This window comes from Siminovitchia fortis (assembly GCF_007681465.1).
Taxonomy (GTDB): Bacteria; Bacillota; Bacilli; order Bacillales; family Bacillaceae_C; genus Siminovitchia; species Siminovitchia fortis.
Genome location: NZ_VEKZ01000020.1, coordinates 35,190 through 58,120, shown reverse-complemented (window position 1 = coordinate 58,120; position 22,931 = coordinate 35,190). Strand labels below are relative to the sequence as shown.

Here is a 22,931-nt window from a genome sequence, read left to right as displayed (position 1 = left end):
TTCGTAAAACGGATCGAAATGGCGTGTTCCCATTTTGTTCGCCCACAAACATTTTACTCATACCTTGTTAAAGATGAAAACCTGCGGAATTTTTACTTGAAAACGGAGCATCCCAGGTGTATATTAACTTTGTCAGTGAAAGGGAAATTTACAATGATTAATTGACATATAGCCAAGAGAGCTTGCAAGGAAGGAGATGCAGAAATGAAAAAAAACAAAGATTATGAAGCTGTTTTCCTGCCTTCAAAATCAGGTATCATCAAAATTTATATTTACGGTTTCAAGCCTTACGGTTCATGGGGTAAAGTGAATACAAGCATGAACGGAGTTTCCGTCAACGTCAAAGGATATAACCGAAAGAAAACAATCATCAGGTCTCTAAAAAAACTGAACGAGTCATTGTTGAATATAAAGGAAGATCAATAAGAAAATTTTTTGCGAAAAAGGCTTCCGGGGTGGTTTGAAAAGCGGCCTCCCCGGGAAATTACTCAGAGGCAGGCCCATCCTGTCTAATTTTTTTCGAAAACCAGCACCCTCCGCAAATAAAAAACGATTTGCATTGTCTAAGGGGCATCTTTTATAATAAGTGTGTCTTCCCAAAGAAAGGGGTTAAAACATGTCACAACTATTAGGTATTATTCAAAGACTGCAAACAATGCAAAGTATGGAGGGCCAAGAAGACGTTCCGCAAAGACAGTTTGAAGTGAACGGGAAAGTCATCTGCCAAGTGAAATACTTTTCAGGCACAGGAACATTTGAAGTGGAAGAATACGATAAGGATAATAAGCAGACATATCAATTTGATGACATTGATGCTGCAGCTATAGAGATATTCGATATTGTCCAAGAAGAAAAAGCATTAAGTTAAACTTTTTCCCTTCCGCTTGATCCTTGAAGCGGAAGCCTTTTCACCTTTAAGCCGCCTCGCCTTTTGTTATAAAAAGATTTTTCATATCACAGATTTGTTTCCCTTTTCTAAATTTATGGTAAAATGATATTAGAATGATTTTGTAAAGAGATGAGGGAGTTTAAAAATGATTTCCTTGAAAAGTCAGGCGTATACAGAACCGAAAATCAGTGACTACATGATTCCGTCTGAAAAAGTGGCCCATGTGCAAGTAGGAAATAATTTAGAGCATGCTTTGCTTGTTTTGACAAAGAGCGGCTATTCTGCAATCCCGGTGCTTGATGCCCGCTTTAAATTACACGGTTTAATCAGTTCTGCTATCATTACAGAATCAATCCTTGGGTTGGAAAGGATCGAATTCGAAAAGCTCAGTGATAAAAAAGTCGAGGATGTCATGGCTGTAAATATTCCGATTGTTATGCTCCATGATCATTTTAAAAAAGCAGTGGGCCTGCTGATCGACCACCCTTTTTTATGTGTTCTTGACGAAGAGGGATACTTTGAAGGCATTGTTACAAGAAGAGCCCTATTGAAAGAGCTAAAATTGCAACTTTAATGTAAAAATGTTTAAAAAGGAGGCTCCCTTTCATCGGGAGCCCAATTTTTTTATTTTAATACGAGGAGTGGGATAATGGGGGAGATGGCCAAAAACATTCCAAACCGTACGAGACGCCCGTATGTACTTGCATCTGTTATGCTGGCAATGTTCATCGGGGCCATTGAAGCGACGATTGTTGCCACCGCTATGCCGGCCATCATAGGGGATTTAGGAGGATTTGCCCACTACAGCTGGGTTTTCTCCGCATTTTTATTAATGAATACAGTTACGGTCCTTATTTATGGGAAACTGTCGGATTTATATGGAAGAAAGCCGATTTTAACGATAGGGGTCAGTATATTTTTGATCGGATCATTTTTATGCGGCGTTTCGGGGTCCATGAAGCAGCTTATTATCTTTAGGCTCATTCAGGGGCTGGGTGCCGGGGCTGTCATGCCAATCGCAACAACGATAGTCGGGGATATTTATACAGCAGAGGAACGTGCCCAAGTGCAGGGATATTTATCAAGTGTCTGGGGAATCTCTGCAATCATGGGGCCGGCAGTGGGCGGTCTCCTTGTAGAGTATTTAAGCTGGAGATGGGTTTTTTGGGTAAGCATTCCGTTAGGAGCCCTGTCCATTATCGGTATTTGGCTTTTTTTGCATGAAACGATTGAGAAAAAGAAACCGGATATCGATTATGCCGGTGCCGGACTCCTGACTGTAGCCATTTCATTTTTCATGATCATTTTAGTGGAGGGGGGCGTCCGATTCTCCTGGTCCTCTCCTCAGGTAATAGCACTTGCAGTTATTGCAGCCGCCGCTTTCCTGATGTTTATTTTACAAGAGAAAAGGGCTGCCGAACCTATGGTGCCGCTTGAAATCTGGAAAATTCGGCCCATTTTGGTCGCCAATCTTGTCTCTTTTACAACAGGGTTGATGCTGATAGGGATATCAAGCTTTTTACCCGCATATGTACAAGGAGTGATGGAAAAAAGTGCAACAATTGCCGGGTTCACTTTGACCGCGATGTCCATCGGCTGGCCTTTGGCATCAACAGCCGCCGGTAAATTGATCATAAAAATTGGCTATCGTTCCACCTCCTTTATCGGCGGCATTTTTCTTGTCGTCGGTGGTGGCTTGTTCGTTACGATTGTACCGTCGGCCGGGCCAATGGGGGCTGCTTTTTCCTCATTTTGTGTAGGAGTCGGAATGGGGCTTACAAGCACCTCGTTTATTGTGCTTATACAAGGGGCAGTTGGTTGGAAACAGCGCGGTATTACGACCGCAGCCAATATGTTTATGAGAAACTTGGGGAATACTGTAGGTGCGGCTTTGCTCGGCGGAATTCTCAATGGCCAGATCCTCCGTTATTTTGCGGAACATGGAGGCAAAACAGGCCAAAACCTTACGCTGGACTCCACCAATATGCTGCTTACCGAGGAACATCGGGCTGAATTGGGCGAATCGCTCAAGCACTTGTTGCAGGAGGGACTGTCCCATTCATTGCATTCCGTATATATAGCGGTGCTTGTGTTTGGTATCATCAGTTTCTTTTTGGTACTTCTACTGCCGAAAAAAAGTAAAGCTGTTGCTTAAGCATTGTACAAGCAATCCGATTGAATGACGCCAAGTGAAACGCTGAAATACTAAATTAAGAGGTTTTTTTATGTCCAACACAGATTTACGTTTTCTAACCGTGCTTGCTGAAGAAATGAATATGCGGAAGGCTGCGGAAAAGCTTTTTGTTTCCCAGCCTGCCTTGTCGCAGCGGCTGCAGAATATAGAAAAGCAATGGGGAACGAAATTATTTATCCGTTCACAGAAAGGTTTGATTCTTACCCCGTCAGGGGAGATTGTCATTAAATTTGCAAAAGAGATGCTGGAGAAAGAAGAACAGGTGGTAGAAGAAATCCAGGCTCTTGAAACGCATGTACACGGGACATTAAAAATAGCCTGTGCTTCGATCGTTGGCCAAAATTGGCTCCCAAAAGTACTGAAGAAATTTGTGAGTTTGTACCCCAATGCGAAAATTTCACTTATTACCGGATGGAGCAGTGAAATCCTAAAGGCGCTTTACGGAGGGGAAGTGCATATTGGCATCATCAGGGGAGCGACGGATTGGAAAAGTTCAAAATATCATTTATTTGAGGACAGTCTCTATCTTGTTGACAAGGAAATCAAAAAAATAGAACAAGTGTTTCAAACCGATCGTCCTTTTATCCAGTTTAAAAGTGATTCGAATTATTATCAGGAGATCCAGGATTGGTGGCATCGCCAATTTCAAACGGCGCCAAAAAGAACAATCGTTGTAGACCAGATCGAGACATGCAAGCAAATGGCATACAACGGAATTGGATATGCCATCCTGCCTGCCATTACACTGAACGGCCCGGATAAAAACATGTTTCAAATCCCTCTCCTTGATGAAAAGGGGATGCCGATCAAACGTGATACATGGCTGCTCGGCTACGATTCCGCTTTTGAATTGAGGCAGGTTCAGGCATTTTTGGATGTTGTCCGTGAATTCAATGAGGATCATGGGGATATTGGCTGAATGCTCAAGTCTTTGATATGACGGTACGGAGCATTTTATTTTGTTGTCGATAAAAGTCATGGTAGACTGAAATAGGTGGAATATTTATCCGTTTTTGTGGGATACATAAGAAGGTGTAAAAAGGCAAGCGCATTAATTAGTAATGATTTTTTATTTAAATTTATTATAATTAATGTTGACTTGTCCTTAGGATTATCCTATAATAACTATTGTGATGAGGTAGTGCACTGAGAAAATACATAGACATTTCTCAGTTAAATAGTAAATTTTTAACGGAGGGATTTTAAATGGCAGAACGTATGGTAGGAAAACAAGCACCGCGCTTTGAAATGGAAGCAGTATTGCCAAACAAGGAATTTGGTAAAGTAAGCCTTGAAGAAAACATGAAAAACGACAAATGGACAGTTCTTTTCTTCTATCCTATGGACTTCACATTTGTTTGCCCAACTGAAATTACGGCCCTTTCCGACCGCTATGACGAGTTCGAAGATTTGGATGCAGAAGTAATCGGTGTATCCACTGATACTATCCACACTCACTTGGCTTGGATCAACACTGATCGCAAAGACAACGGTCTTGGCGATCTGAAATACCCGCTTGCTGCGGATACTAACCATGTTGTTTCCCGTGAATATGGAGTACTGATCGAAGAAGAAGGTATCGCACTTCGCGGATTGTACATCATCAACCCGGAAGGTGAATTGATGTACTCTGTTGTCAACCATAACAACATCGGCCGTGACGTTGACGAAACCCTTCGGGTACTTCAAGCGTTGCAAACTGGCGGACTTTGCCCTGCAAACTGGAGACCTGGCCAAGAAACATTGAACGTTTAATAAAATAGAAAAGCGAAGGCCGCTGTCTAGGGGAGATAAGCGCTAAAGCGACCTCGAGCCGATGGCGGCCGGACATTAACAGGACAGGCACTAATTGTGTCTGTCTTTCATATATCAGAGCTTAAAATTTTCCAAAGAAGAGAGGGATCGCTTTATGAAATTGCGTGAACCAATGCCTGAACTGGAAGGTGCAGCCGAATGGCTTAACGGACAGGTGACAAAAGAAGATTTGATAGGGGAGAAGCCTACATTAATCCACTATTGGTCAATAAGCTGCCACCTTTGCAAGGAAGCTATGCCTCAGGTTAACGAATTCCGTGATGCATATAAGGATAAATTGAATGTTGTAGCCGTTCATATGCCGAGATCTGAAAATGACCTGGACATAGACGAGATTAAAAAAGTTGCAGATGAGCATGATATCACACAGCCTATTTTTGTTGACAGCCAATTGAAGCTGGCAGATGCTTTCCAAAATGAATATGTACCGGCTTATTACGTATTTGATAAAGACGGCCAATTACGCCATTTCCAAGCCGGAGGCGGCGGAATGAAAATGCTTGAAAAACGGGTGAACCGTGTGTTGGGTGAATTGGAGAAAAAAGAATAAAAAGAGGGAAAGGCGCTTTCTACGAAAAGCGTCTTTTCTTATGAAAAAAAGCTAGAGCCGGAAGGCACTTCCTCCGGCTCTAGCTTGAAACAGCGACAATCCGTTCAGGGTGTGTGTAAATATTCAACTGGCCATTCCTTGCAAATCCGATCGCAGTAATGCCGAGATCATGTGCCAAATCTATCCCTAGTGTCGTTGGGGCCGATTTTGAGATCAGTATGCCTGCTCCGATTTTGGCAACCTTCAATACGACTTCCGATGAAATCCTTCCGCTGAAAACGATCACTTTATCTTTTAAGGATATATTATTGATAAGACAATGGCCGAATATTTTATCCAATGCATTGTGGCGGCCAATATCAGAGTAGCTGAAAAGCAGTTCATCCTCGGTGCATAAAGCCGCATTGTGCACACCGCCTGTCAGCTGGAATTCTTCGGAGCTTTTCTGCATTTCTTCCATCAGTTCCAGGCACTGTCCGGCTGAGATTTTTTGCCTGGACATGATCGTTTTTGCTGTTTTGGCATCATTGTAGAAGTAAAACTGCCGGCTTTTGCCGCAGCATGACCCGATCATTCGTTTCGAGTAATATTCTTTGCTGATCACTTGTTTCACTTTCAACTCCACATAGGCAAATCCCTGATGTTCATCTATCTCAAGTGAAGAAATGTCTCCGATGTTTCTGATCATTCCTTCGGATGCCAAAAAGCCGACTACGAGCTCTTTCAAATTCGCAGGGGTGCAAACGACTGTTGCGAACTCTTCATTGTCGATATGGATTGTAAGCGGATATTCTACAGCAGCCTGATCCTCTATTTCAATAAGTGATTTTCCGGTGTATCGCAATACTTGCAGGCGATCCCTGACGATAGGCTCCATACAACCACCTTCTTAGCTAATTACTTGTTCGAGATCATCCATTCGCTTTTCCAAATAGTTGATGTCTTTCTGCGCATTGTACGTGTCTGCTTTTTCAACAACGACACTGATATTATATTCCGGAATTCCGGCGAATTGTTCATAGATGCCTTTTTGCAGCAATACATTACCTTCGGGCCAATATACGGAAATATTGCCTCTTCGTGTGTCGGCAAACCTTGCTTTCCCTTGGAACGTCCCGTATTGATTATAAACAACAATGGCTTCGCCTTCCAATATTCCAAGTTCTTTTGCATCTTCGGGATGTATCAAGACATCGTATCGGTCTGCTGCATTAAAAGGATCTTTCTCGCTGTAGATCATTGAGTTGAATTGTTTGCCCCGTCTTGTCGTAACATAGAAATGTCCATCAGGCTTGCGCAATTCCGGAAGCTCGATTGGCAGAAGGTTGGCTTTTCCGTCTTCGGTCGGACAGATTCCGTCCTCGCACAGCCATGCTCCACCCCATTGAAAAACATCTCCCCGATTTTTCAAATGTTGGATTCCGTCATAATTTGGGTTGGCGATGGCTATTTCCGCCCTTATTTGTTCCGCTTCTGTAAAATTCAGCAAATGTTTTTCCTCAGGTTTGATCCGTGCGGCCAAATCCACGTATATTTCCCATTCGGAGCGGGCTTCTTCGATTCTGGGCCCTTCGATTTCAGGGGAAAAATAGACCATCCGTTCAGTTGAAGTGGATGTTCCGCCGCCGCGCTGTTCATATCTCGTTTGAGCAGGCAGGACAATGACTTCTTCCTTGGCGTCTACAAGCGTGGAAGTATTTAGAATGATGTCCTGATGGACCCTTAAGTCGACACTGCTCAAGCATTCCTCCATAAATGCCGGATCAGGCATCGTTTCAAGGAAGTTGCCGCCAGATGTATAAAAGACTTTCAATTTTTTCTCGTGATCTTCGGGAAGTACGGCATTTTCCAGAGAAACGCCGACAATATCGCCCTGCCATTTGGGGATGTCAAAACCCCAGACCTTTTCCATCCGCTCAATGTTTTCCGGCTCGAAATCTCCTCCGGGAAGAACAAATGGATCGGCTCCCATTTCTCCTGAACCTTGGACACCTGAGTGCCCTCTAATCGGCATCACTCCACAATGTTCCCTTCCGATGAACCCTCTTAAGATTGCCAAGTTGGCCACCTGGGAAATATTATCGGTTCCAAACCGGTGCTGAGTCAATCCCATGGACCAGACAAAAACGCCACTTTTGGAATTGGCAAGCACTTCCGCGAATTCCAGCATTCTTTCCTTTGTGATTCCGGATGATTTTTCAAGCTGATCCCAGCTTTGCTTCTGCACGTGTGCCTTCAAATCTTCATACCCATTTGCATGCTTGCTTACAAAATCATGATCTATCGCCGAGCCGGGCATATTTTCTTCCATTTCAAACCAATGCTTCATGATTCCATTCATGAAGGCGATATCTCCTCCGATATTCACCTGATAAACATCATCGGCTATTTTAGTTCCGAAGAGGGCGGATTCTGCTATCGAAGGTACCCAATACCCCTCCATGGCCGGTTCTTTGTATGGATTGATGCAAATGATTTTTGTGCCTTTTCTTTTTGCGGCATACATGTATTTGGTTGAAACAGGCTGGTTATTGGCAGCAACAGACCCCCAGAAAATAAGGACATCCGTGCCGATCCAGTCTTTATAATTGCAGCTGGATGCTCCGATGCCAAGTGATCTTTTTAGAGCGGTCTTGCTCGGTGAGTGGCAGATTCTTGATGCATTGTCGATATTATTCGTGCCTATGAACCTGGCAAACTTTCCGGCCGTATAATATACTTCGTTTGTGATTCCCCGGGCTGTTAAAAAGAGTGCCATTTGTTTAGGATCGATCGCCTTCACCTTTTTTGCAATTGAATCCAGCGCTTCGTCCCATGATATTCTCCGGAATTTTTTCTCGCCCGGTTTACGCGAAAGCGGATAGGGGATCCGGCCAAGTTTTCTTAATTCAGTGCTGTCCAGTTTTCTCAGTTCATCGATATCCGAATGAAGAATTTCCTCTTTTATGGCGGGCATCGTGTTCAGGCGCAGCACATTTAACCGTGTCGTGCAAAGATGCGGGCCGGCAAGGGTTTGGTCATACAGTCCTGATACTCCAAGCGCACAGCCGTCGCATACTCCCTGTGTCAGGATACGGAAAGCGTACGGCAGGTTATCGCTGTTTTCAAGCACCACCTTCATCGTGTCCCGGATATGCTTCGGTTTGACTTTGCCAAGCCCGAATGGAACCGGGCTTACCCAATGTTTCGGGTCAGGTTTTTTCGGCAATTTGATAGGGCCGTCATGTTTTGTTTTTCCCATTCTCATTCTTCCTTTCTATCTATTTTATAATGAAAAAACCACCGCAAAAACGCCTGAATAAGCATTCTTTGCGGTGGTTAGTCTTTAACAGGTGCGCTGCCAAGTGCCAACTCACTTATTTTGTATTGAATTTTTCTTCCAGGTTCTGATCGAAGATGAAAATTGACATTCCCAGGTCTTTTTCGATGTCTATATCAACAAACAGGTCGAGGAACTTTGCGCCGAGCAGTTCTTCCATTTCGACAGGATGGTTTTTTCGGTACATCTCTTTTACCATCTCCGTTCTGGCGGCCCTGACCATCTGTTTTCCATCTTCTGCGCTTGCGATAAATTTCTCGACCGGCGATAAATTGCCTTCCATTTCGCAAATCGCCCAGTTTTTGCAAAAAGTCGTCTTTATTTTACTGGGACCTTTGCCCATATGGCGTTTTCGAAAAGATCTTACTAAATTACTGAACTCCGCCTCATAATTTCTCATCATCCAATAACCTCTTGTCTTGGTGCATACTACCATTCTACCATGTTTGCAGGATATCTCAACTACCTGTTTAATTGGTTACTAAGTCTTTTTTCTTTTTTACCTTTTTAATGTCAACCCGGATAATAAGTGAAACGGCAAATGCGACGACAAATAATGCTGCAAAGAACAACAGGCTGTTTCCGTAGCTCCCTGTCATATCTTTAATTTTAGCCGCAAACATTGGGCCGGCGATCCCAGCGGCTGACCATGCCGTCAATATATAGCCGTGGATGGCTCCCAGCTGCTTCGTTCCGAATATATCTCCGATATAGGCCGGAATGCAGGAGAAGCCTCCTCCATAGCAAGTCAGGATGATAGCAAGCATGATTTGGAACAAAATGGATACACTTGTAAATGGCAGAAGGGCGAATAAAACGATTTGGATCGTAAAGAAAACCGTATAAGTATTAGGCCGGCCGATATAGTCGGAGGCGGTTGCCCAGCCTATTCGCCCGAGACCGTTAAAGATGCCCAGCACTCCGACCAATGCAGCAGCCTCGATGGATGAAAGGCCGATACTTTCCTGAGCAAGCGGGCTGGCTGCAGATAAAATGGCAATACCGCAGGTGACGTTGATAAACAGCATGATCCATAGATAGTAAAAGCGCGGTGTTTTTACTGCTTCATTGGCAGTCAGCTGGGAAAGATCCGTTGATACTTTTCCTGATTCCACTTTTTCCTTGAAACCTTTCGGCATCCATCCCTCAGGCGGTTTTGCAAGGTAAAGGGAGGATGAAGTCATAATAATAAAATAGACTGCTCCCAAAATAAAGAAGGTATTGGCGATGCCAGCGTTTTTTATGAGGAAATCCATGATTGGACTACTGATGGCTGCCGCAAATCCGAATCCCATGATGGCCATTCCTGTAGCCATGCCCCTTCTGTCAGGAAACCATTTGACAAGGGTTGATACCGGGGCTATATAGCCGACACCCAAACCGATTCCGCCAATGACCCCATAGCATATGTAAAGTAAAGGCAAAGACCCCAGTTTTACTGCGAAGCCTGAGCAAAAAATACCAACCCCAAAAAATATGGAAGAGAGAAGACCTGCTTTGCGCGGACCGTGCTTTTCAACAAAATGGCCTAAAAAGGCTGCTGAAAGTCCCAGGAACAATATAGCAAGGCTGAATGTCAGCTGCACCTGGCTTGCGGTCCAATTAAATTCCTTCATCAGCGGGTTTGTAAAGTTGCTCCAGGCATAGACTGAACCGATTGAAATATGTATGCCGACTGCAGATACAACAATCAGCCATCTGTTTTTCAGTTTCTCCATTATTATACCCTCCTTAATGAAATAGTTCCTGTATTGGTGAAACCGTTAACAACTTATAAAACATCAAAAACATATAGAAGGAATGAGTCATTTTACATAATACGACTTAATATTCAAATAGAAATTATAAAAAGCAAGACCAAAAAACCACCGTCAAATATAGCCTGTCATTGGATAAGGCGATTTGCGGTGGTTAGTCTTTAACAGGTACGCTGTCAAGTGCCAACCGTTCAGGTATTATGTTCATTTCCCAAGCTTCTACATGAATATTGATATTTCGATTTACATGTTAACATATCTGTCACAATTTTAATAGAGAAAAAGGTTAAAAAATTCACATTTTATTCGGGCCATGAATCAGACTCCATAACGCAAGCTTCCCGGGCGGTGTTTACAAACATTCCCCAGGGGTAATCCAATAGTATAAAAAGCAGAAGGAGGTTTTTTCCATGGAAGAAAAATATGTGATAGGTTCCTATGATACGGAACAGGAAGCGGTAAGTGCAGTCGAACAGCTGAAACGGGATGGCTACAGCCAGGACGATATATCCGTCATTAGTAAAAACAGGCAGGAAGTGGACCACATTACTCATGAAACAGATACAAAAGCTCCTGAAGGTGCGGCAACCGGCGCTGCGACCGGCGGTGTGCTTGGAGGATTGGGAGGGGTGCTAGCCGGGCTTGGTACGTTGGCGATCCCGGGAATTGGACCGGTTATCGCAGCCGGACCGATTGTAGCCGGTCTATCAGGGGCTGCTGCAGGAGCGGGAGTAGGAGGGCTTGCCGGTGCTTTGATCGGAATGGGAATTCCCGAAGACGAAGCACACCGCTATCACGACGAAGTGAATAATGGAAAAATACTTGTCCTTGTTGACAAAGCCAAAAGGGAAACATTACCTTAATATCTGAATAAAAAAATCTTCCGTCTGAATGGCGGAAGATTTTTTTAAGAAACGGGCGCCCACGCTTTTCGAATAGTGTAATGGTATAATGGGGATTATTGTAAATGGTTATCATTCGAAGGAAGGTAGATCACATGTCAAGATTGGAAGCTGGAACGGTTGTTCAATTATATGGGGCACGCGAAGTGCCGTTTGGATACTTTTTGACTGATGGGGAAGAGGATGTCCTGCTTCATCACACGGAAGTTCCGGATGGCTTCGATCCACAACAGGAACAGACCGTCTTTTTATATCAGGATCACGAAGGAAGGCTGGCAGCGACATTAAAAATTCCGGAAATTAGAAAAGGGCATTTCGGATGGGCTGAAGTGGTGGAAGTCAAAGAAAATTTGGGTGTTTTCATACATATCGGATTAACGAAAGACATCCTTGTTTCTAAAGATGATTTGCCCGAATTGCTCCGGCTATGGCCCGCAAAGGGCGACAGGCTATATTGCACATTGAAAACAGATAAGAAAAACAGGCTATTTGGGATGCTGGCAACCGAAGAGGATATTCGCAGATTGGCAACACCTGCCGTTAAAAACTTGTTTAATAAAAATGTAAAAGGGACAGTTTACCGTCTTTTGATGGAGGGCTCAAACATTATCACTGAAGAAGGGTATCTTGGTTTCATCCACCATTCGGAGAGAACAAAGGAGCCGCGTCTGGGAGAAATGGTGGAGGGTAGGGTGATTGGTGTCAAGGAAGATGGATCGATCAATATATCCCTTCTTCCAAGGGCACACGAAGCCATTGATGAGGACGCTGAACGCATATACAGCTATCTCGTGGGACGCGGCGGGAATATGCCTTACTGGGATAAGAGCCTTCCACAAGATATAAAGGACCGTTTCCAAATGAGTAAAGGGTCCTTCAAACGGGCATTGGGCAAGCTGATGAAAGAGGGAAAAGTTGTCCAAAAGGATGGCTGGACTCACTTAACTGAAAAGGCCGACCAATGAATTTTTGACATATCATTATTTTTATCCCGCATTAACGGGCAGTGAGACTCCCACCTCAAAACTTTAGATGAATCGGGTAGTTTAGGCGGGAGATCAACTGCGCGTAAAAGCCCGATTCGTTCAACTAACAATCAGTGGGGGATGAAGAAAACCCCCAATGATTGAAGTTTCACTTTATCTTTCAATTCAGCCAGATTTCAAACTTGCGCCGTATCAGCTTTTCATCCCCTAGGGCAAAAAGGATGGACAGGAGATGTCATGAAAGGAAGAAAACAAAAGGCTCGGCAAAAGAACCAGAAGTACTAATCCGACGTGTTCAACGTCGGATTTTTATATTTAAAACCGTATTGTCCTGTGGCGTTGCAGCCTGTTGCTTTTCGTATCTCAGTCTCTGGTCCGAGTGAAAAACACGGCTTAAGGTCGTTTGGCGAAGGCCGTTTATTCTTTAAGATAGAGTCAACAAGTACGAAAGGGGAGATCAAAATGAAAAACCTGCTTACTTTTACTTTGGCTGTCATTTTGGCGATCATCGCTGTTGCAAGCCTGGGAAATATTGTCGGGTTGGCGATTAGCCTGATCATCGTCTATTATTCGCTGAAACAGTTTTTAAAAACCCGCTCCACATGGCAAAAAATTGCCTGGGGGATTCTTGGAGTGATCGGGTTGTCCGGTTTACTGGGCAATTTGCCGGCATTGGCAGGAATAGCAGCCGCTTATGTCCTGTATGTGGGATATAAAAACTGGAAAAAGGAAAAAGCGGAGGATTGTGATACAGAGCACGATCCATTCACGAGCTTTGAACGCCAATGGAATGATCTTGAAAAAGGCCGGACAAAAATTTAAAACAAGGGAGACTGAAAAGATGAACACTTTATTTGAAAAAATTAAGCAAGCCGTAAAAGATGATTTTTATGAAATTGCTGATAAGCAGAAAAAGCCAAATCCAATCTCTTTATTAAATCAATATTTGCGCGAAAGCGAAGCGGAAGTAAAAAAAGCCTCAAAGCTGATAGAAAGACAGAAGCTTTTGAGGGACGAGTTTTACAAAGAGTGGCAGCAGATAGAGAAAATGGCTGAAAAAAGAAAAGAGCAAGGGGAGATTGCCTTAAAAGCAGGGGCAGAGGATTTATCGGAAATTGCATTGCGCGAACAGGCTCAATATGAGGAACGTGCCGAGCGATTGAAACATGCCTATGACAATTCAGTGAACCAATTGGAAGAGCTGGAACAAAAGTACCGGGAAATGAAGTTGAAGCTGAAAGATATGCATATGAAACGATTGGAGCTTATGGGCCAGGAAAACGTCGTCTTAATGAAAAACAAAATGAACAGGGTATTGAAAGAAACCGAATTTGGAATTCCCGCTGAAAATATGGAAAACATCGGAAAGTTATTTGAACGGGAAGAAAAGAAAGCGAATGATGAATATGAGATCAGCATATTTGATGCACGTATTCAGCAGCTGGCAAAAGAATTAAACAAACAAGATTCCGGCGAATTAAGCGATCATTCGTGATAGAATAGAAGAGGATCAGAACTGAGCAATTTATCGATGAGGAGGGACACCAATGAAAAACTTCAGCAGAAACAGCAAAATTGGCTGGGCCATGCTGTTCGCAGGAATTGGAGTGGCGCTGGAGCTTCTGCTCAATTGGAAGCTATTTGTCCCTCTTCTCATCGGTTGTTTCATCATATTTTATTGGAAAAGCCACAAGCACAAAGATTCAAAGAAGATTTATCTGATCATCGGTGTTTCACTTGTTTTTATCCCAATCATATCCACGGCTGTTTTTAAAATTTTCATTATCGCAGCAGCCGTTTATGCACTCATCCAGTATTCAAAAACGAAAAATCAGCCAAAGAGAATAAATGTAAACACAGTCCCGCCCGGCCAAAAGACAAAAGTCCACAGGAAAACACCCTTTATCAAGAACATGCTTTCCGGAAACCGAAGGGTTGTCAATGAAATATTTGAGTGGGATGATATTAATATACAGTGCGGGTTTGGAAATACGATCATCGATCTGGGAATGACCATGCTTCCGCCGGGAGAAAGTGTCGTTCTAATTCGTGGTTTAGTTGGCAATATTCAGCTTATCGTGCCTATTGATGCTTCCGTAACCATTAATCACTCAGCAATCAGCGGCAAATTGAATATATTCAATCAGGAAGAAGAGCTGTTGAATTCCAACGTCATTTACTATTCAGACGGAGATGATAAAACATCCCGGAAAATTAAAATTGTTACAAGTGTCATTTTCGGGGATGTTGAGGTGAGACGCACATGAAAATGGCCAGAACTTTGTCATTTTACTTTGCGTCTCTAGCCCTCTTCGTTTTTCTGTTTGTTCTTTTGATTTTTCTATTCACTGTTGATACGGATTGGTATCAATCATTGATGCAAAAAAATTATTTGCTTGTTCCGAATGTGTTTTTTATCCTCGCCATCTGTTTATTGGTGGGTTCGATCGCCGGTTACATAGTCGGAATCTCTATCGATAAAAAGGTAGAAAAGATTGAATGGAGCCTTTTGGAGCTGGAAGGGGGAAATTATGACCGCGTAACTATTCCGCCCGCAAAAAACGATAATTTTCCGTCAATCTGGCAAGGGATCGATAACATACGAGCCAGGCTAAAAGAGCAAACGCTGTTATATCAAAAATTCACCAACGAACGGGTGAAATGGAACCGCGAATTAAAAGAAGAGGTTCTCACTCAGGAGAGAAATCGGCTGGCAAGAGAGCTTCATGATTCTGTCAGCCAACAGCTTTTTGCTGCAACGATGCTTTTATCAGCAATCAATCAAAGCCCTGATCCAACAAGCGAAACTACTGCAAAACAAAGAGCTTTGGTCGAAGAAATCATAAATGAAGCCCAATCTGAAATGAGGGCACTGCTTCTTCATCTAAGGCCGATTCAGTTGGAAGGCAAAAGCCTTAAAGCCGGGATGCAGGAACTCCTATCCGAATTGACGGCCAAACTGCCTTTGAAGGTTACATGGAATTTACAGGACGTTCAATTGGAAAAAGGAATTGAAGACCACTTATTCCGCATATTGCAGGAGGCGGTTTCAAACACTTTAAGACACGCTAAAGCAAAAACGCTTGAAGTCCATATGATGGAAGTGGATCAATTCGTATTTTTAAAGGTGATTGATGACGGTAAAGGCTTCAGCATGGACGATCAAAAAGCCGGTTCCTATGGATTAACAAACATGAGGGAAAGGGCGTCGGAAATTGGAGGAAATGTCAAGATCGTCAGTTTGCCGGGAAGGGGAACAAGTATCGAAGTGAAAATTCCTCTGCCAAACCAGGAGGGAGGATGAAAAATGATCAAAGTTTTGTTAGTTGATGATCATGAAATGGTCCGAATTGGTGTTTCGGCCTATTTATCAGTTCAAGAGGATATAGAAGTGATCGGCGAAGCGGTGGACGGAAAACAAGGCGTTGACCTTGCCTTGTCGCTGCGCCCGGATATCATATTAATGGATCTGGTCATGGAAGGCATGAACGGAATCGATGCCACGAGAGCAATTCTGGAGGAATGGCCTGAAGCGAAGGTACTGATCGTAACAAGCTTTTTGGATGATGAAAAAGTATATCCGGCACTGGAGGCGGGAGCCGCCGGGTATATGTTAAAAACCTCCAAAGCAAGCGATATAGCAGATGCTGTCAGATCCGCTTACAAAGGACAGAAAGTCCTGGAACCAGAGGTTACGGATAAAATGATGAAAAAGCTGCATCATGGTACAATGCGCCCCCTCCATGACGATTTAACGAACCGCGAAATGGAAATACTCACATTAATGACCGAAGGGAAAGCAAACAAAGAAATTGCGGATGAGCTTTTTATCACTTTAAAAACAGTTAAAACACACGTCAGCAATATATTGAGCAAACTGGAAGTGCAGGACCGGACGCAGGCTGTCATTTATGCTTTTAAAAATGGGGTCATCAGAAAGTAAATTCGTCTTAACAGATGAGTTTGCTTTTTTTTACGGTTTAGCAGTACTTAAGCGATGTTTTGTATGTTAATGACTTCCAAGTATGCTAAAATGGCAGCATAGCAAGAGTGGAGGAATGAAAGTTGAAAAAAGAATTTGCGGTTATCGGCCTCGGGCGTTTCGGCGGGAGCATTGTCCGTTCCCTGACAGAGCAGGGGATGGAAGTAATGGCCATCGATATCAGTGAAGACCGTGTCAATGAATTTGCTTCCATAGCGACACAGGCAGTCATTGCCGACACTACGGACGAAAACGTTTTGAAAAGTTTAGGAATACGCAATTTTGACCATGTCATCGTCGCCATAGGGGATAATATCCAATCCAGCATCCTGACAACGATTATTTTGAAAGAACTGGGTGTTGAACACATAACTGTTAAAGCGCAAAACGATTACCATGAAAAGGTGCTTCGGAAAATCGGGGCAGACCACGTCGTTCACCCTGAGCGCGATATGGGAAGACGGATTGCGCATTATATCGTTTCCACCAATGTCCTCGATTATCTTGAACTGTCGGAGGAATACAGTATCGTCGAAGTGATGGTCAATGATTTGTTGGCAGGGTATACGCTTGTTGAATTGGATATACGGGCAAAATACGGACTGAATATCGTCGCCATTAAAAGGGGAAAAGAAATTATCGTCTCGCCGCAGGCCAATGATCCGTTGCAGATGAACGATATTTTAATCATTATTGGCGCGGATACCGACATTAACCGCTTTGAGAAAAAAGTATTAGTTGAATAAGAAAAGCGCAAGGCGCTCGCTTATCGGCGACAAGCATAAGCCAATCGCTGAAGAAGGCGTAGTTTGCCTTCATCAGCGATTGGCTTATGACCTCGAGCCGATGGCGCCTGAAGCTGGACATATCATATCATCATTTCATATAGAAAACTTGGCCAAATTTTAAACTTTCTAAACAGTAAAAAAGTACCGCCAGCATTCCATGCAGGCGGTACTTTTTATTCACATCACGGATTTAGACTTCCATGATAATTGGCAAAATCATCGGGCGTCTTTTCGTTCTTTCGTACAAGAACGGCAATAATGTGTCCGTAATTTCATTTTTAATTTCAGACCATTGGGTTGTCTTGCGATCCATGACTTTATTTAAATGCTTTGAGAGCATTCTTTGGGCTTCATTGATCAAATCTCCGGATTCCCTCATATAGACGAAGCCGCGGGAAATGATATCGGGTCCTGCCGCAATTTTATACTTGTCCATGTCAATGGATACTACAACGATGACAAGGCCTTCTTCTGATAAGATCCGGCGGTCGCGCAGGACGATATTGCCGATGTCCCCGATTCCGCTACCATCGATATATACAGATCCGGACGTTATTTTACCCGCAACTTCCGCATAATCGGAGCTGAGTGCAAGGACATCTCCATTATCCATGATAAAGCAATTTTCTTCAGGAATTCCGCAGTCAACGGCCAATTGTGCATGCATTTTCTGCATTCTGAATTCCCCGTGGATCGGAAGGAAGAATTTCGGTTTCATGAGCCGCAGCATCAGCTTCTGTTCTTCCTGTCCGCCGTGCCCTGAAGTATGGATATTGTTCAGCGAGCCTGCAATGACGTCGGCTCCCGCACGGTATAAAAGATTGATCGTTCGATTGACACTGTTTTTGTTTCCGGGGATGGGAGATGATGAAAACACAACCGTATCCCCTGGCTGAATTTGTATTTGGCGATGCGTCCCATTGGCGATGCGCGATAATGCGGCCATTGGTTCACCTTGGCTTCCGGTACAAAGGATCGTCACTTTATTTGCCGGCAGCCTGTTAAGCTGCTGCGTATTGATGAATGTATCCTTTGGAGCGCGGATGTATCCCAGTTCTTGGCCGATTTCGATTGCTGCTTCCATACTTCTCCCGAAAACAGCAACTTTTCTGTCATTGGCTACCGCTGCATCAGCAACCTGTTGTAATCTGTGGATATTTGATGCAAATGTTGCAAATATGATCCGGCCGTCCACCTTGCGGAAAATATCTTGAATGCTTGCCCCGACCTTGCGTTCGGACATGGTGAAATGGGGAACTTCCGCATTTGTGCTGTCCGACAGCAGGCAAAGGACGCCTTCTTTTCCGATTTCCGCCATTTTCGTCAAGTTAGCCGGTTCTCCAACAGGAGTAAAGTCAAACTTGAAATCGCCTGTATGAACGATATTTCCGGGCGGGGTCTTTACAACAATCCCGTATGAATCCGGGATGCTGTGGGTTGTCCTGAAAAAAGAAACCGATGTCTTTCTGAATTTGATGACATCCTCTTCTTTGATTTCATAAAGCGTCGTCTTCCTGAGAAGTCCGTGCTCTTCAAGCTTGTTTTTAATCAGGCCCATGGCAAGTTTTCCTGCATAGATAGGAATGTTGACTTGCCTCAGCAGGTAAGGAATCCCGCCAATATGGTCCTCGTGGCCGTGCGTAATGAAAAGTCCCTTCACTTTATCTTCATTTTTGACGATATAAGTGTAATCGGGGATGACATAATCGATTCCGAGAAGCTCGTCTTCAGGGAATTTAATTCCGGCATCGATCAGAATAATCTCATCTTGGAACTGTACACCGTATGTGTTTTTGCCGATTTCACCCAAACCGCCCAGGGCGAAAACAGCTGTCTGATCATTTTTTACAAACTTCATATCCTATACAGTCTCCAATTTAAAGTTCGGACTGTTCTTTTCATATTCAAGATAAGGTCCTTCCAACAGTTGAATGAATTCGATATTGATTTGGCGGTCTTTCAAATGTCGGCGTACCTCGAGCTCACTTCCGGCTTCAACAAACAAAACTTTCGTATTTTCCCGGACAGGCATCTCCGTCATGCTGTCCTGATAGTACACTTTATAAATCATCACTTTCTCTCCTTAGCTCCGTGTTCAAATTCCAATATTCTCTATTATATTAAAAAGCTGCAATGAATGCATGTTTTAACGCGCGGGGATTTTCCAGGGAGGAATGATATATAATAAAAGAATAAGCCCTCTGAAAAAAGAGGGTTTGTAAACGGTGATATTTGAATCATCAGGCAATTGTCTTTTTCTTGAGCAAATCTTTCCATTGTTTTAAAAGCTTCCGTCTTAGCTTCTTAAACATGGTGAATCACTCCTTACATTCATTTTAACCGATTTTTGTCCAAAGTAAAAGCCTCTTGGAATCCGCAGCCTCTTTTTGTGCAAGTTTATTGGTTTTATTATATGCTGAAAATAGGATTCTCCATCATGGATATCATTGGAAATAACAAAGTGGATGTGGTTGAACATGAATAAAATTGTATTTTTTGATATTGACGGTACGTTATTGGACGGGGATAAAAACCTGCCGGCATCAGCCAAGGAAGCGGTTCACACATTGCAGAAAAATGGGATTTATACGGCTATTGCAACCGGAAGGGCCCCCTTTATGATTTCTTCTTTGCTGAAGGAGCTAAATATTGATTCCTACGTCTGCTTCAATGGACAATATGTAGTTTTTGAGAACAAAGTGATTGCTGCAAATGCCATAAACAAGGAGATATTGAAAAATATTGAGAAAACGGCCAACAGGCATGAACATGCCCTGGTTTATATGAATGAGGCGACATTAAAAACAAACACGAAAAACAATGACCGTGTCAGAAAGAGCCTGGGAACACTGAAATTGGCTTACCCCGATTACGATCCTGAATTTTACACGAAAAAAGATATATACCAGGCTCTGTTATTCACCAAGGAGAATGAAGCGGAATATTTATCTTCCTTTCATGAAGTGTCATTCATCAGGTGGCATGAACTGGCGCTGGACATCGTTCCAAAAGGCGGGTCAAAAGCAAGGGGGATCCGGCAACTGATTAAACGGCTCGGTTTCAAAATGGAAGATGTGTATGCATTCGGGGATGGCATGAATGATATAGAAATGCTGCGAGAAGTGGGAACCGGCGTAGCTATGGGCAATGCACATGATGTGGTAAAAGAACATGCGGATATTGTAACAACAGATGTGGAAAATGACGGGATTGTAAACGGGTTGAAGGAAGTGGGCCTGTTGGCTGGATCTTTTGAAACAATGAAATGAAAAAAACCCGGACTAATCCGGATTTAATTTTCGATTGGAATCGCCTCTTCTTTCAGTTGGAACGGATTCTTTTTGTCGATATGGTCATAAAACATGATGCCGTTCAGGTGATCGAGTTCGTGCTGGAAGACGATGGCCGGGAGGCCCCGTAAACGGAGTTTTATTTCTTCGCCCTCCGCATTATAGCCTTTTACCGTAATTCTTGCGTGCCGGAATACATATCCCGGAATACTCCTGTCAACTGACAGGCATCCTTCGCCTGATGTCAAATAAGCTTTTTCAACCGAATGGCTTACAATTTTCGGGTTGATGAACCCATAATTGTACTCCTTTCCTTTATCATCGCTTACACGCATGGCAAACATTCGCTTGGAAACATTGATTTGCGGTGCGGCAAGGCCGACTCCGCCTCTAAGGCCGTATTTTTCACTGATGACCGGATCCTGGCTGTTTTTTAGAAATTCTTCCAAGCTTTTTAATGTTTCTATGTCAGCGGGAGCAGGCGGAAGCGGCACTTCTTTAGCGACTTTTCTTAAAGTGGGATGCCCGTCCCGGATAATATCCTTCATTAGCAGCATCGTATTTCCTCCTGAAATGTTCTCTTGTAAACATCAGTTTACCAAAAAAAATAGTGCCTGCAAACAAGATGTTCCGGCCTATGGCGCCACTTATATTGTATGCTGACAATAATCTTTTTTGCCTTAGGCGATAAGTTATTTCACAAACGATTTGCTCGCCTCAACTACGAGCTGAATATTATATTTTCTAATTCTCCTCATGAGCAACGATTGTGTAACGCCTAAATATTTGGCCGCTTTTCTTGTCGAGTTTTCTTTTTCAAGAGCATCGATGATCATCTTTTTTTCCATTTCTTCCAGTATTTCTGGCATTGTTGCATGATTTGAATGAGATGGTGAACTTGAAAGCATATTCCGCCGGATCATTTTCTGAGGCAGGTCCTTTTCCTCAATGACTTTATCCTCTGATAATATCACAAGGCGTTCGATTAAATTTTCCAGCTCCCGTACATTTCCCGGCCAGGAATATTGCAAAAAGTTTTTTAACACTCCCTCTGAGAAGTGTTTGCTTTTATTGTATTTCCCATTGTACAGATCCAAAAAGTAAATGGCCAAATCTTTGATATCATCGCGGCTTTCCCGTAAAGCCGGCATCTTCACTGTCAGTATATTCAATCGGTAAAATAAATCCGAACGAAACGTCCCTTCAGCAAGCATACCTTCTAAATCCCTGTTGGTTGCTGCAATAATCCGTACATCTGCATATCTTGGCTCTCTTGCACCGATCGGCATATATGTTTTCGATTGAAGAAAATGTAATATTTTTGTCTGCAAGTGTATTGGCATCTCGCCGATCTCATCTAAAAATAACGTTCCAGTTTCGGCTGCCTGAATCAACCCCTGTTTTCCTTTTGAAGTTGCTCCTGTAAAAGATCCTTTCTCATAACCGAATAATTCGGATTCCAAGAGGGAGTCTGGTAAGGATGCACAATTAATCTGTATGAAAGGTCCGTTTTTTCTTTTGCTTAACATATGAATCTTTTCTGCGGTCAAGCTTTTGCCCGTCCCCGTCTCACCTACGATTAAAGCTGTTGTATCAACAGCGGCAATTTTTTCGATAATTTTTCTGGCACTCACACGGCTCTTGCTTTTCCCGCCAAAGTTAACATATTCAGCTCTATTGCTATTCTTTTGCATGTTTGTCAACTTTCTAATTTGGGCACTGTACTTTTCCAATAACTCTTCAATTTCCTGGAGTTTTGATGTGTTTTTTACTGCGTCCGTAATATCGCGCAAATGTGCGACGGCAGCAATTACCTTTCCATCTTTATTTTTTACTAAATGCCCTGTTGCAATATATTTTTTTCCATTGCCCACGGTTTGAACAGTACTGACATTTTTACCTTCCTCAAGGGTCATTCGCAATACGGAAGGTTCGAATAAACCTTCCTTTTCCAGATCTCTTACGTTTCTACCGGTAATTTTATTTCTAGGAATGCCGTGCATCTCTTCACTTGCGGAATTCAACCAAAGCGTTGTTCCTTCATGATCCGTAATTAAGATTGCATCTTTAATGGATTCTAAGATGTCAACGAATAATGCCGGGTTTTGATGGCTTAGTTCAAACAGCTTCTCCAAATCTTTTTCCTCCATTCCTCCAATAGAGTCTATTTCGATTCAGTATGATCTAATATAAAAATATCGACAAAAAATCGAATTGATATCGAATCAGGTGAGTTGATTATTTTAAAATTGTACTTTTTTAGTGCAAGATTTTCAATTGATTTTTGAGAAACAGACCAATATTAGGTCCAATAAATAAGTTTTATTTGGCACGCTTCTTGCAATACTAAAAAGTCGGGAGGTGACGTTTAATCAATAACGAAAAAGTTCCTCACCGGGAAGAGACAGTCAAGATGTGGTTTTAAAAAAGAAAGCATAGCACAATGGCCCATAGCGGAG

General features: G+C 43.0%; 24 protein-coding genes. 16 read left to right on the top strand and 8 right to left on the bottom strand.

All coding sequences use genetic code 11. The features are described 5' to 3' along the window. Positions 1-204: 204 nt before the first annotated feature. From FS666_RS08975 to FS666_RS08945, 7 genes are all read left to right on the top strand, one after another. Entirely contained in the window at positions 205-426 is a 222-nt protein-coding gene (locus FS666_RS08975; protein ID WP_120071825.1) for a hypothetical protein, read from the top strand. A 190-nt stretch (positions 427-616) separates the two neighbouring features. Next, positions 617-868 (top strand): YkuJ family protein, encoded by a 252-nt coding sequence (locus FS666_RS08970; RefSeq protein ID WP_120071823.1) that lies wholly within the window; start codon positions 617-619, stop codon positions 866-868. 166 nt (positions 869-1,034) lie between these two features. After that, positions 1,035-1,463 carry a cyclic-di-AMP-binding protein CbpB gene (gene cbpB, locus FS666_RS08965; protein ID WP_120071821.1) on the top strand — a complete coding sequence of 143 codons (429 nt, stop codon included), beginning with the start codon at positions 1,035-1,037 and terminating at the stop codon, positions 1,461-1,463. A gap of 75 nt (positions 1,464-1,538) precedes the next feature. Further along, positions 1,539-3,044: an MDR family MFS transporter gene (locus tag FS666_RS08960; protein ID WP_144460706.1), complete on the top strand. Its 1,506-nt coding sequence runs from the start codon at positions 1,539-1,541 to the stop codon at positions 3,042-3,044. A 70-nt stretch (positions 3,045-3,114) separates the two neighbouring features. Beyond that, positions 3,115-4,002, top strand: coding sequence for a transcriptional regulator CcpC (locus tag FS666_RS08955; protein ID WP_120071816.1), 888 nt, complete (start codon positions 3,115-3,117; stop codon positions 4,000-4,002). A gap of 287 nt (positions 4,003-4,289) precedes the next feature. Beyond that, positions 4,290-4,838, top strand: coding sequence for a peroxiredoxin (locus tag FS666_RS08950; protein WP_120071814.1), 549 nt, complete (start codon positions 4,290-4,292; stop codon positions 4,836-4,838). A gap of 154 nt (positions 4,839-4,992) precedes the next feature. Then, positions 4,993-5,448 carry a TlpA family protein disulfide reductase gene (locus FS666_RS08945; protein WP_120071812.1) on the top strand — a complete coding sequence of 152 codons (456 nt, stop codon included), beginning with the start codon at positions 4,993-4,995 and terminating at the stop codon, positions 5,446-5,448. Between the two features lie 79 nt (positions 5,449-5,527). Here FS666_RS08945 and fdhD read toward each other — a convergent pair whose 3' ends face one another. The 4 genes from fdhD to FS666_RS08925 form a co-directional block, all read right to left on the bottom strand. Then, a complete protein-coding gene (gene fdhD / locus FS666_RS08940; protein ID WP_120071810.1) occupies positions 5,528-6,325 on the bottom strand; it encodes a formate dehydrogenase accessory sulfurtransferase FdhD in 798 nt (265 codons plus the stop codon). 12 nt (positions 6,326-6,337) lie between these two features. Continuing rightward, positions 6,338-8,689, bottom strand: coding sequence for an FdhF/YdeP family oxidoreductase (locus tag FS666_RS08935; RefSeq protein ID WP_144460705.1), 2,352 nt, complete (start codon positions 8,687-8,689; stop codon positions 6,338-6,340). A gap of 115 nt (positions 8,690-8,804) precedes the next feature. Then, complete coding sequence (locus tag FS666_RS08930) at positions 8,805-9,167, bottom strand: Na-translocating system protein MpsC family protein (RefSeq protein WP_120071916.1); 363 nt, start codon at positions 9,165-9,167, stop codon at positions 8,805-8,807. A 70-nt stretch (positions 9,168-9,237) separates the two neighbouring features. Next, a complete protein-coding gene (locus tag FS666_RS08925; RefSeq protein WP_144460704.1) occupies positions 9,238-10,485 on the bottom strand; it encodes an L-lactate MFS transporter in 1,248 nt (415 codons plus the stop codon). 449 nt (positions 10,486-10,934) lie between these two features. On the opposite strand from FS666_RS08925, the gene FS666_RS08920 reads away from it, so the two are divergent. The 8 genes from FS666_RS08920 to FS666_RS08885 all read left to right on the top strand — a co-directional run bounded on the left by FS666_RS08920 (position 10,935) and on the right by FS666_RS08885 (position 17,140). Continuing rightward, positions 10,935-11,387 carry a general stress protein gene (locus FS666_RS08920; protein WP_144460703.1) on the top strand — a complete coding sequence of 151 codons (453 nt, stop codon included), beginning with the start codon at positions 10,935-10,937 and terminating at the stop codon, positions 11,385-11,387. A 134-nt stretch (positions 11,388-11,521) separates the two neighbouring features. Beyond that, a complete protein-coding gene (locus tag FS666_RS08915) occupies positions 11,522-12,391 on the top strand; it encodes a CvfB family protein (protein WP_144460702.1) in 870 nt (289 codons plus the stop codon). Positions 12,392-12,874: 483 nt separating this feature from the next. Next, a complete protein-coding gene (locus FS666_RS08910; protein WP_144460709.1) occupies positions 12,875-13,234 on the top strand; it encodes a lmo0954 family membrane protein in 360 nt (119 codons plus the stop codon). Between the two features lie 19 nt (positions 13,235-13,253). Further along, positions 13,254-13,907 carry a PspA/IM30 family protein gene (locus tag FS666_RS08905; RefSeq protein ID WP_186306449.1) on the top strand — a complete coding sequence of 218 codons (654 nt, stop codon included), beginning with the start codon at positions 13,254-13,256 and terminating at the stop codon, positions 13,905-13,907. A gap of 52 nt (positions 13,908-13,959) precedes the next feature. Then, entirely contained in the window at positions 13,960-14,679 is a 720-nt protein-coding gene (gene liaF / locus FS666_RS08900) for a cell wall-active antibiotics response protein LiaF (RefSeq protein ID WP_144460700.1), read from the top strand. Further along, positions 14,676-15,716 (top strand): sensor histidine kinase, encoded by a 1,041-nt coding sequence (locus FS666_RS08895; RefSeq protein ID WP_144460699.1) that lies wholly within the window; start codon positions 14,676-14,678, stop codon positions 15,714-15,716. Before liaF ends, FS666_RS08895 begins: the two co-directional genes overlap by 4 nt. Positions 15,717-15,719: 3 nt before the next feature. Continuing rightward, a complete protein-coding gene (locus tag FS666_RS08890) occupies positions 15,720-16,355 on the top strand; it encodes a response regulator (protein ID WP_144460698.1) in 636 nt (211 codons plus the stop codon). Between the two features lie 122 nt (positions 16,356-16,477). Next, positions 16,478-17,140 (top strand): potassium channel family protein, encoded by a 663-nt coding sequence (locus FS666_RS08885; RefSeq protein ID WP_120071788.1) that lies wholly within the window; start codon positions 16,478-16,480, stop codon positions 17,138-17,140. Positions 17,141-17,372: 232 nt separating this feature from the next. Here FS666_RS08885 and rnjA read toward each other — a convergent pair whose 3' ends face one another. Both rnjA and FS666_RS08875 read right to left on the bottom strand, forming a co-directional pair. Beyond that, positions 17,373-19,040, bottom strand: coding sequence for a ribonuclease J1 (rnjA, locus tag FS666_RS08880; protein ID WP_120071786.1), 1,668 nt, complete (start codon positions 19,038-19,040; stop codon positions 17,373-17,375). Positions 19,041-19,043: 3 nt separating this feature from the next. Then, complete coding sequence (locus tag FS666_RS08875) at positions 19,044-19,253, bottom strand: DNA-dependent RNA polymerase subunit epsilon (RefSeq protein WP_120071784.1); 210 nt, start codon at positions 19,251-19,253, stop codon at positions 19,044-19,046. A gap of 406 nt (positions 19,254-19,659) precedes the next feature. Here FS666_RS08875 and FS666_RS08870 point away from each other — a divergent pair, with 406 nt between their 5' ends. Then, on the top strand, positions 19,660-20,451 hold the full coding sequence (locus FS666_RS08870) for a Cof-type HAD-IIB family hydrolase (protein ID WP_120071782.1): 792 nt from the start codon (positions 19,660-19,662) through the stop codon (positions 20,449-20,451). Positions 20,452-20,474: 23 nt separating this feature from the next. Here the strand turns inward: FS666_RS08870 and def are convergent, their stop codons facing one another. Beyond that, the gene (gene def / locus FS666_RS08865) at positions 20,475-21,029 is read right to left on the bottom strand and encodes a peptide deformylase (protein WP_120071780.1); all 555 of its coding nucleotides are present in this window, start codon (positions 21,027-21,029) and stop codon (positions 20,475-20,477) included. 135 nt (positions 21,030-21,164) lie between these two features. Continuing rightward, positions 21,165-22,622: a sigma-54 interaction domain-containing protein gene (locus FS666_RS08860; RefSeq protein ID WP_235870318.1), complete on the bottom strand. Its 1,458-nt coding sequence runs from the start codon at positions 22,620-22,622 to the stop codon at positions 21,165-21,167. Positions 22,623-22,931 lie beyond the last annotated feature (309 nt).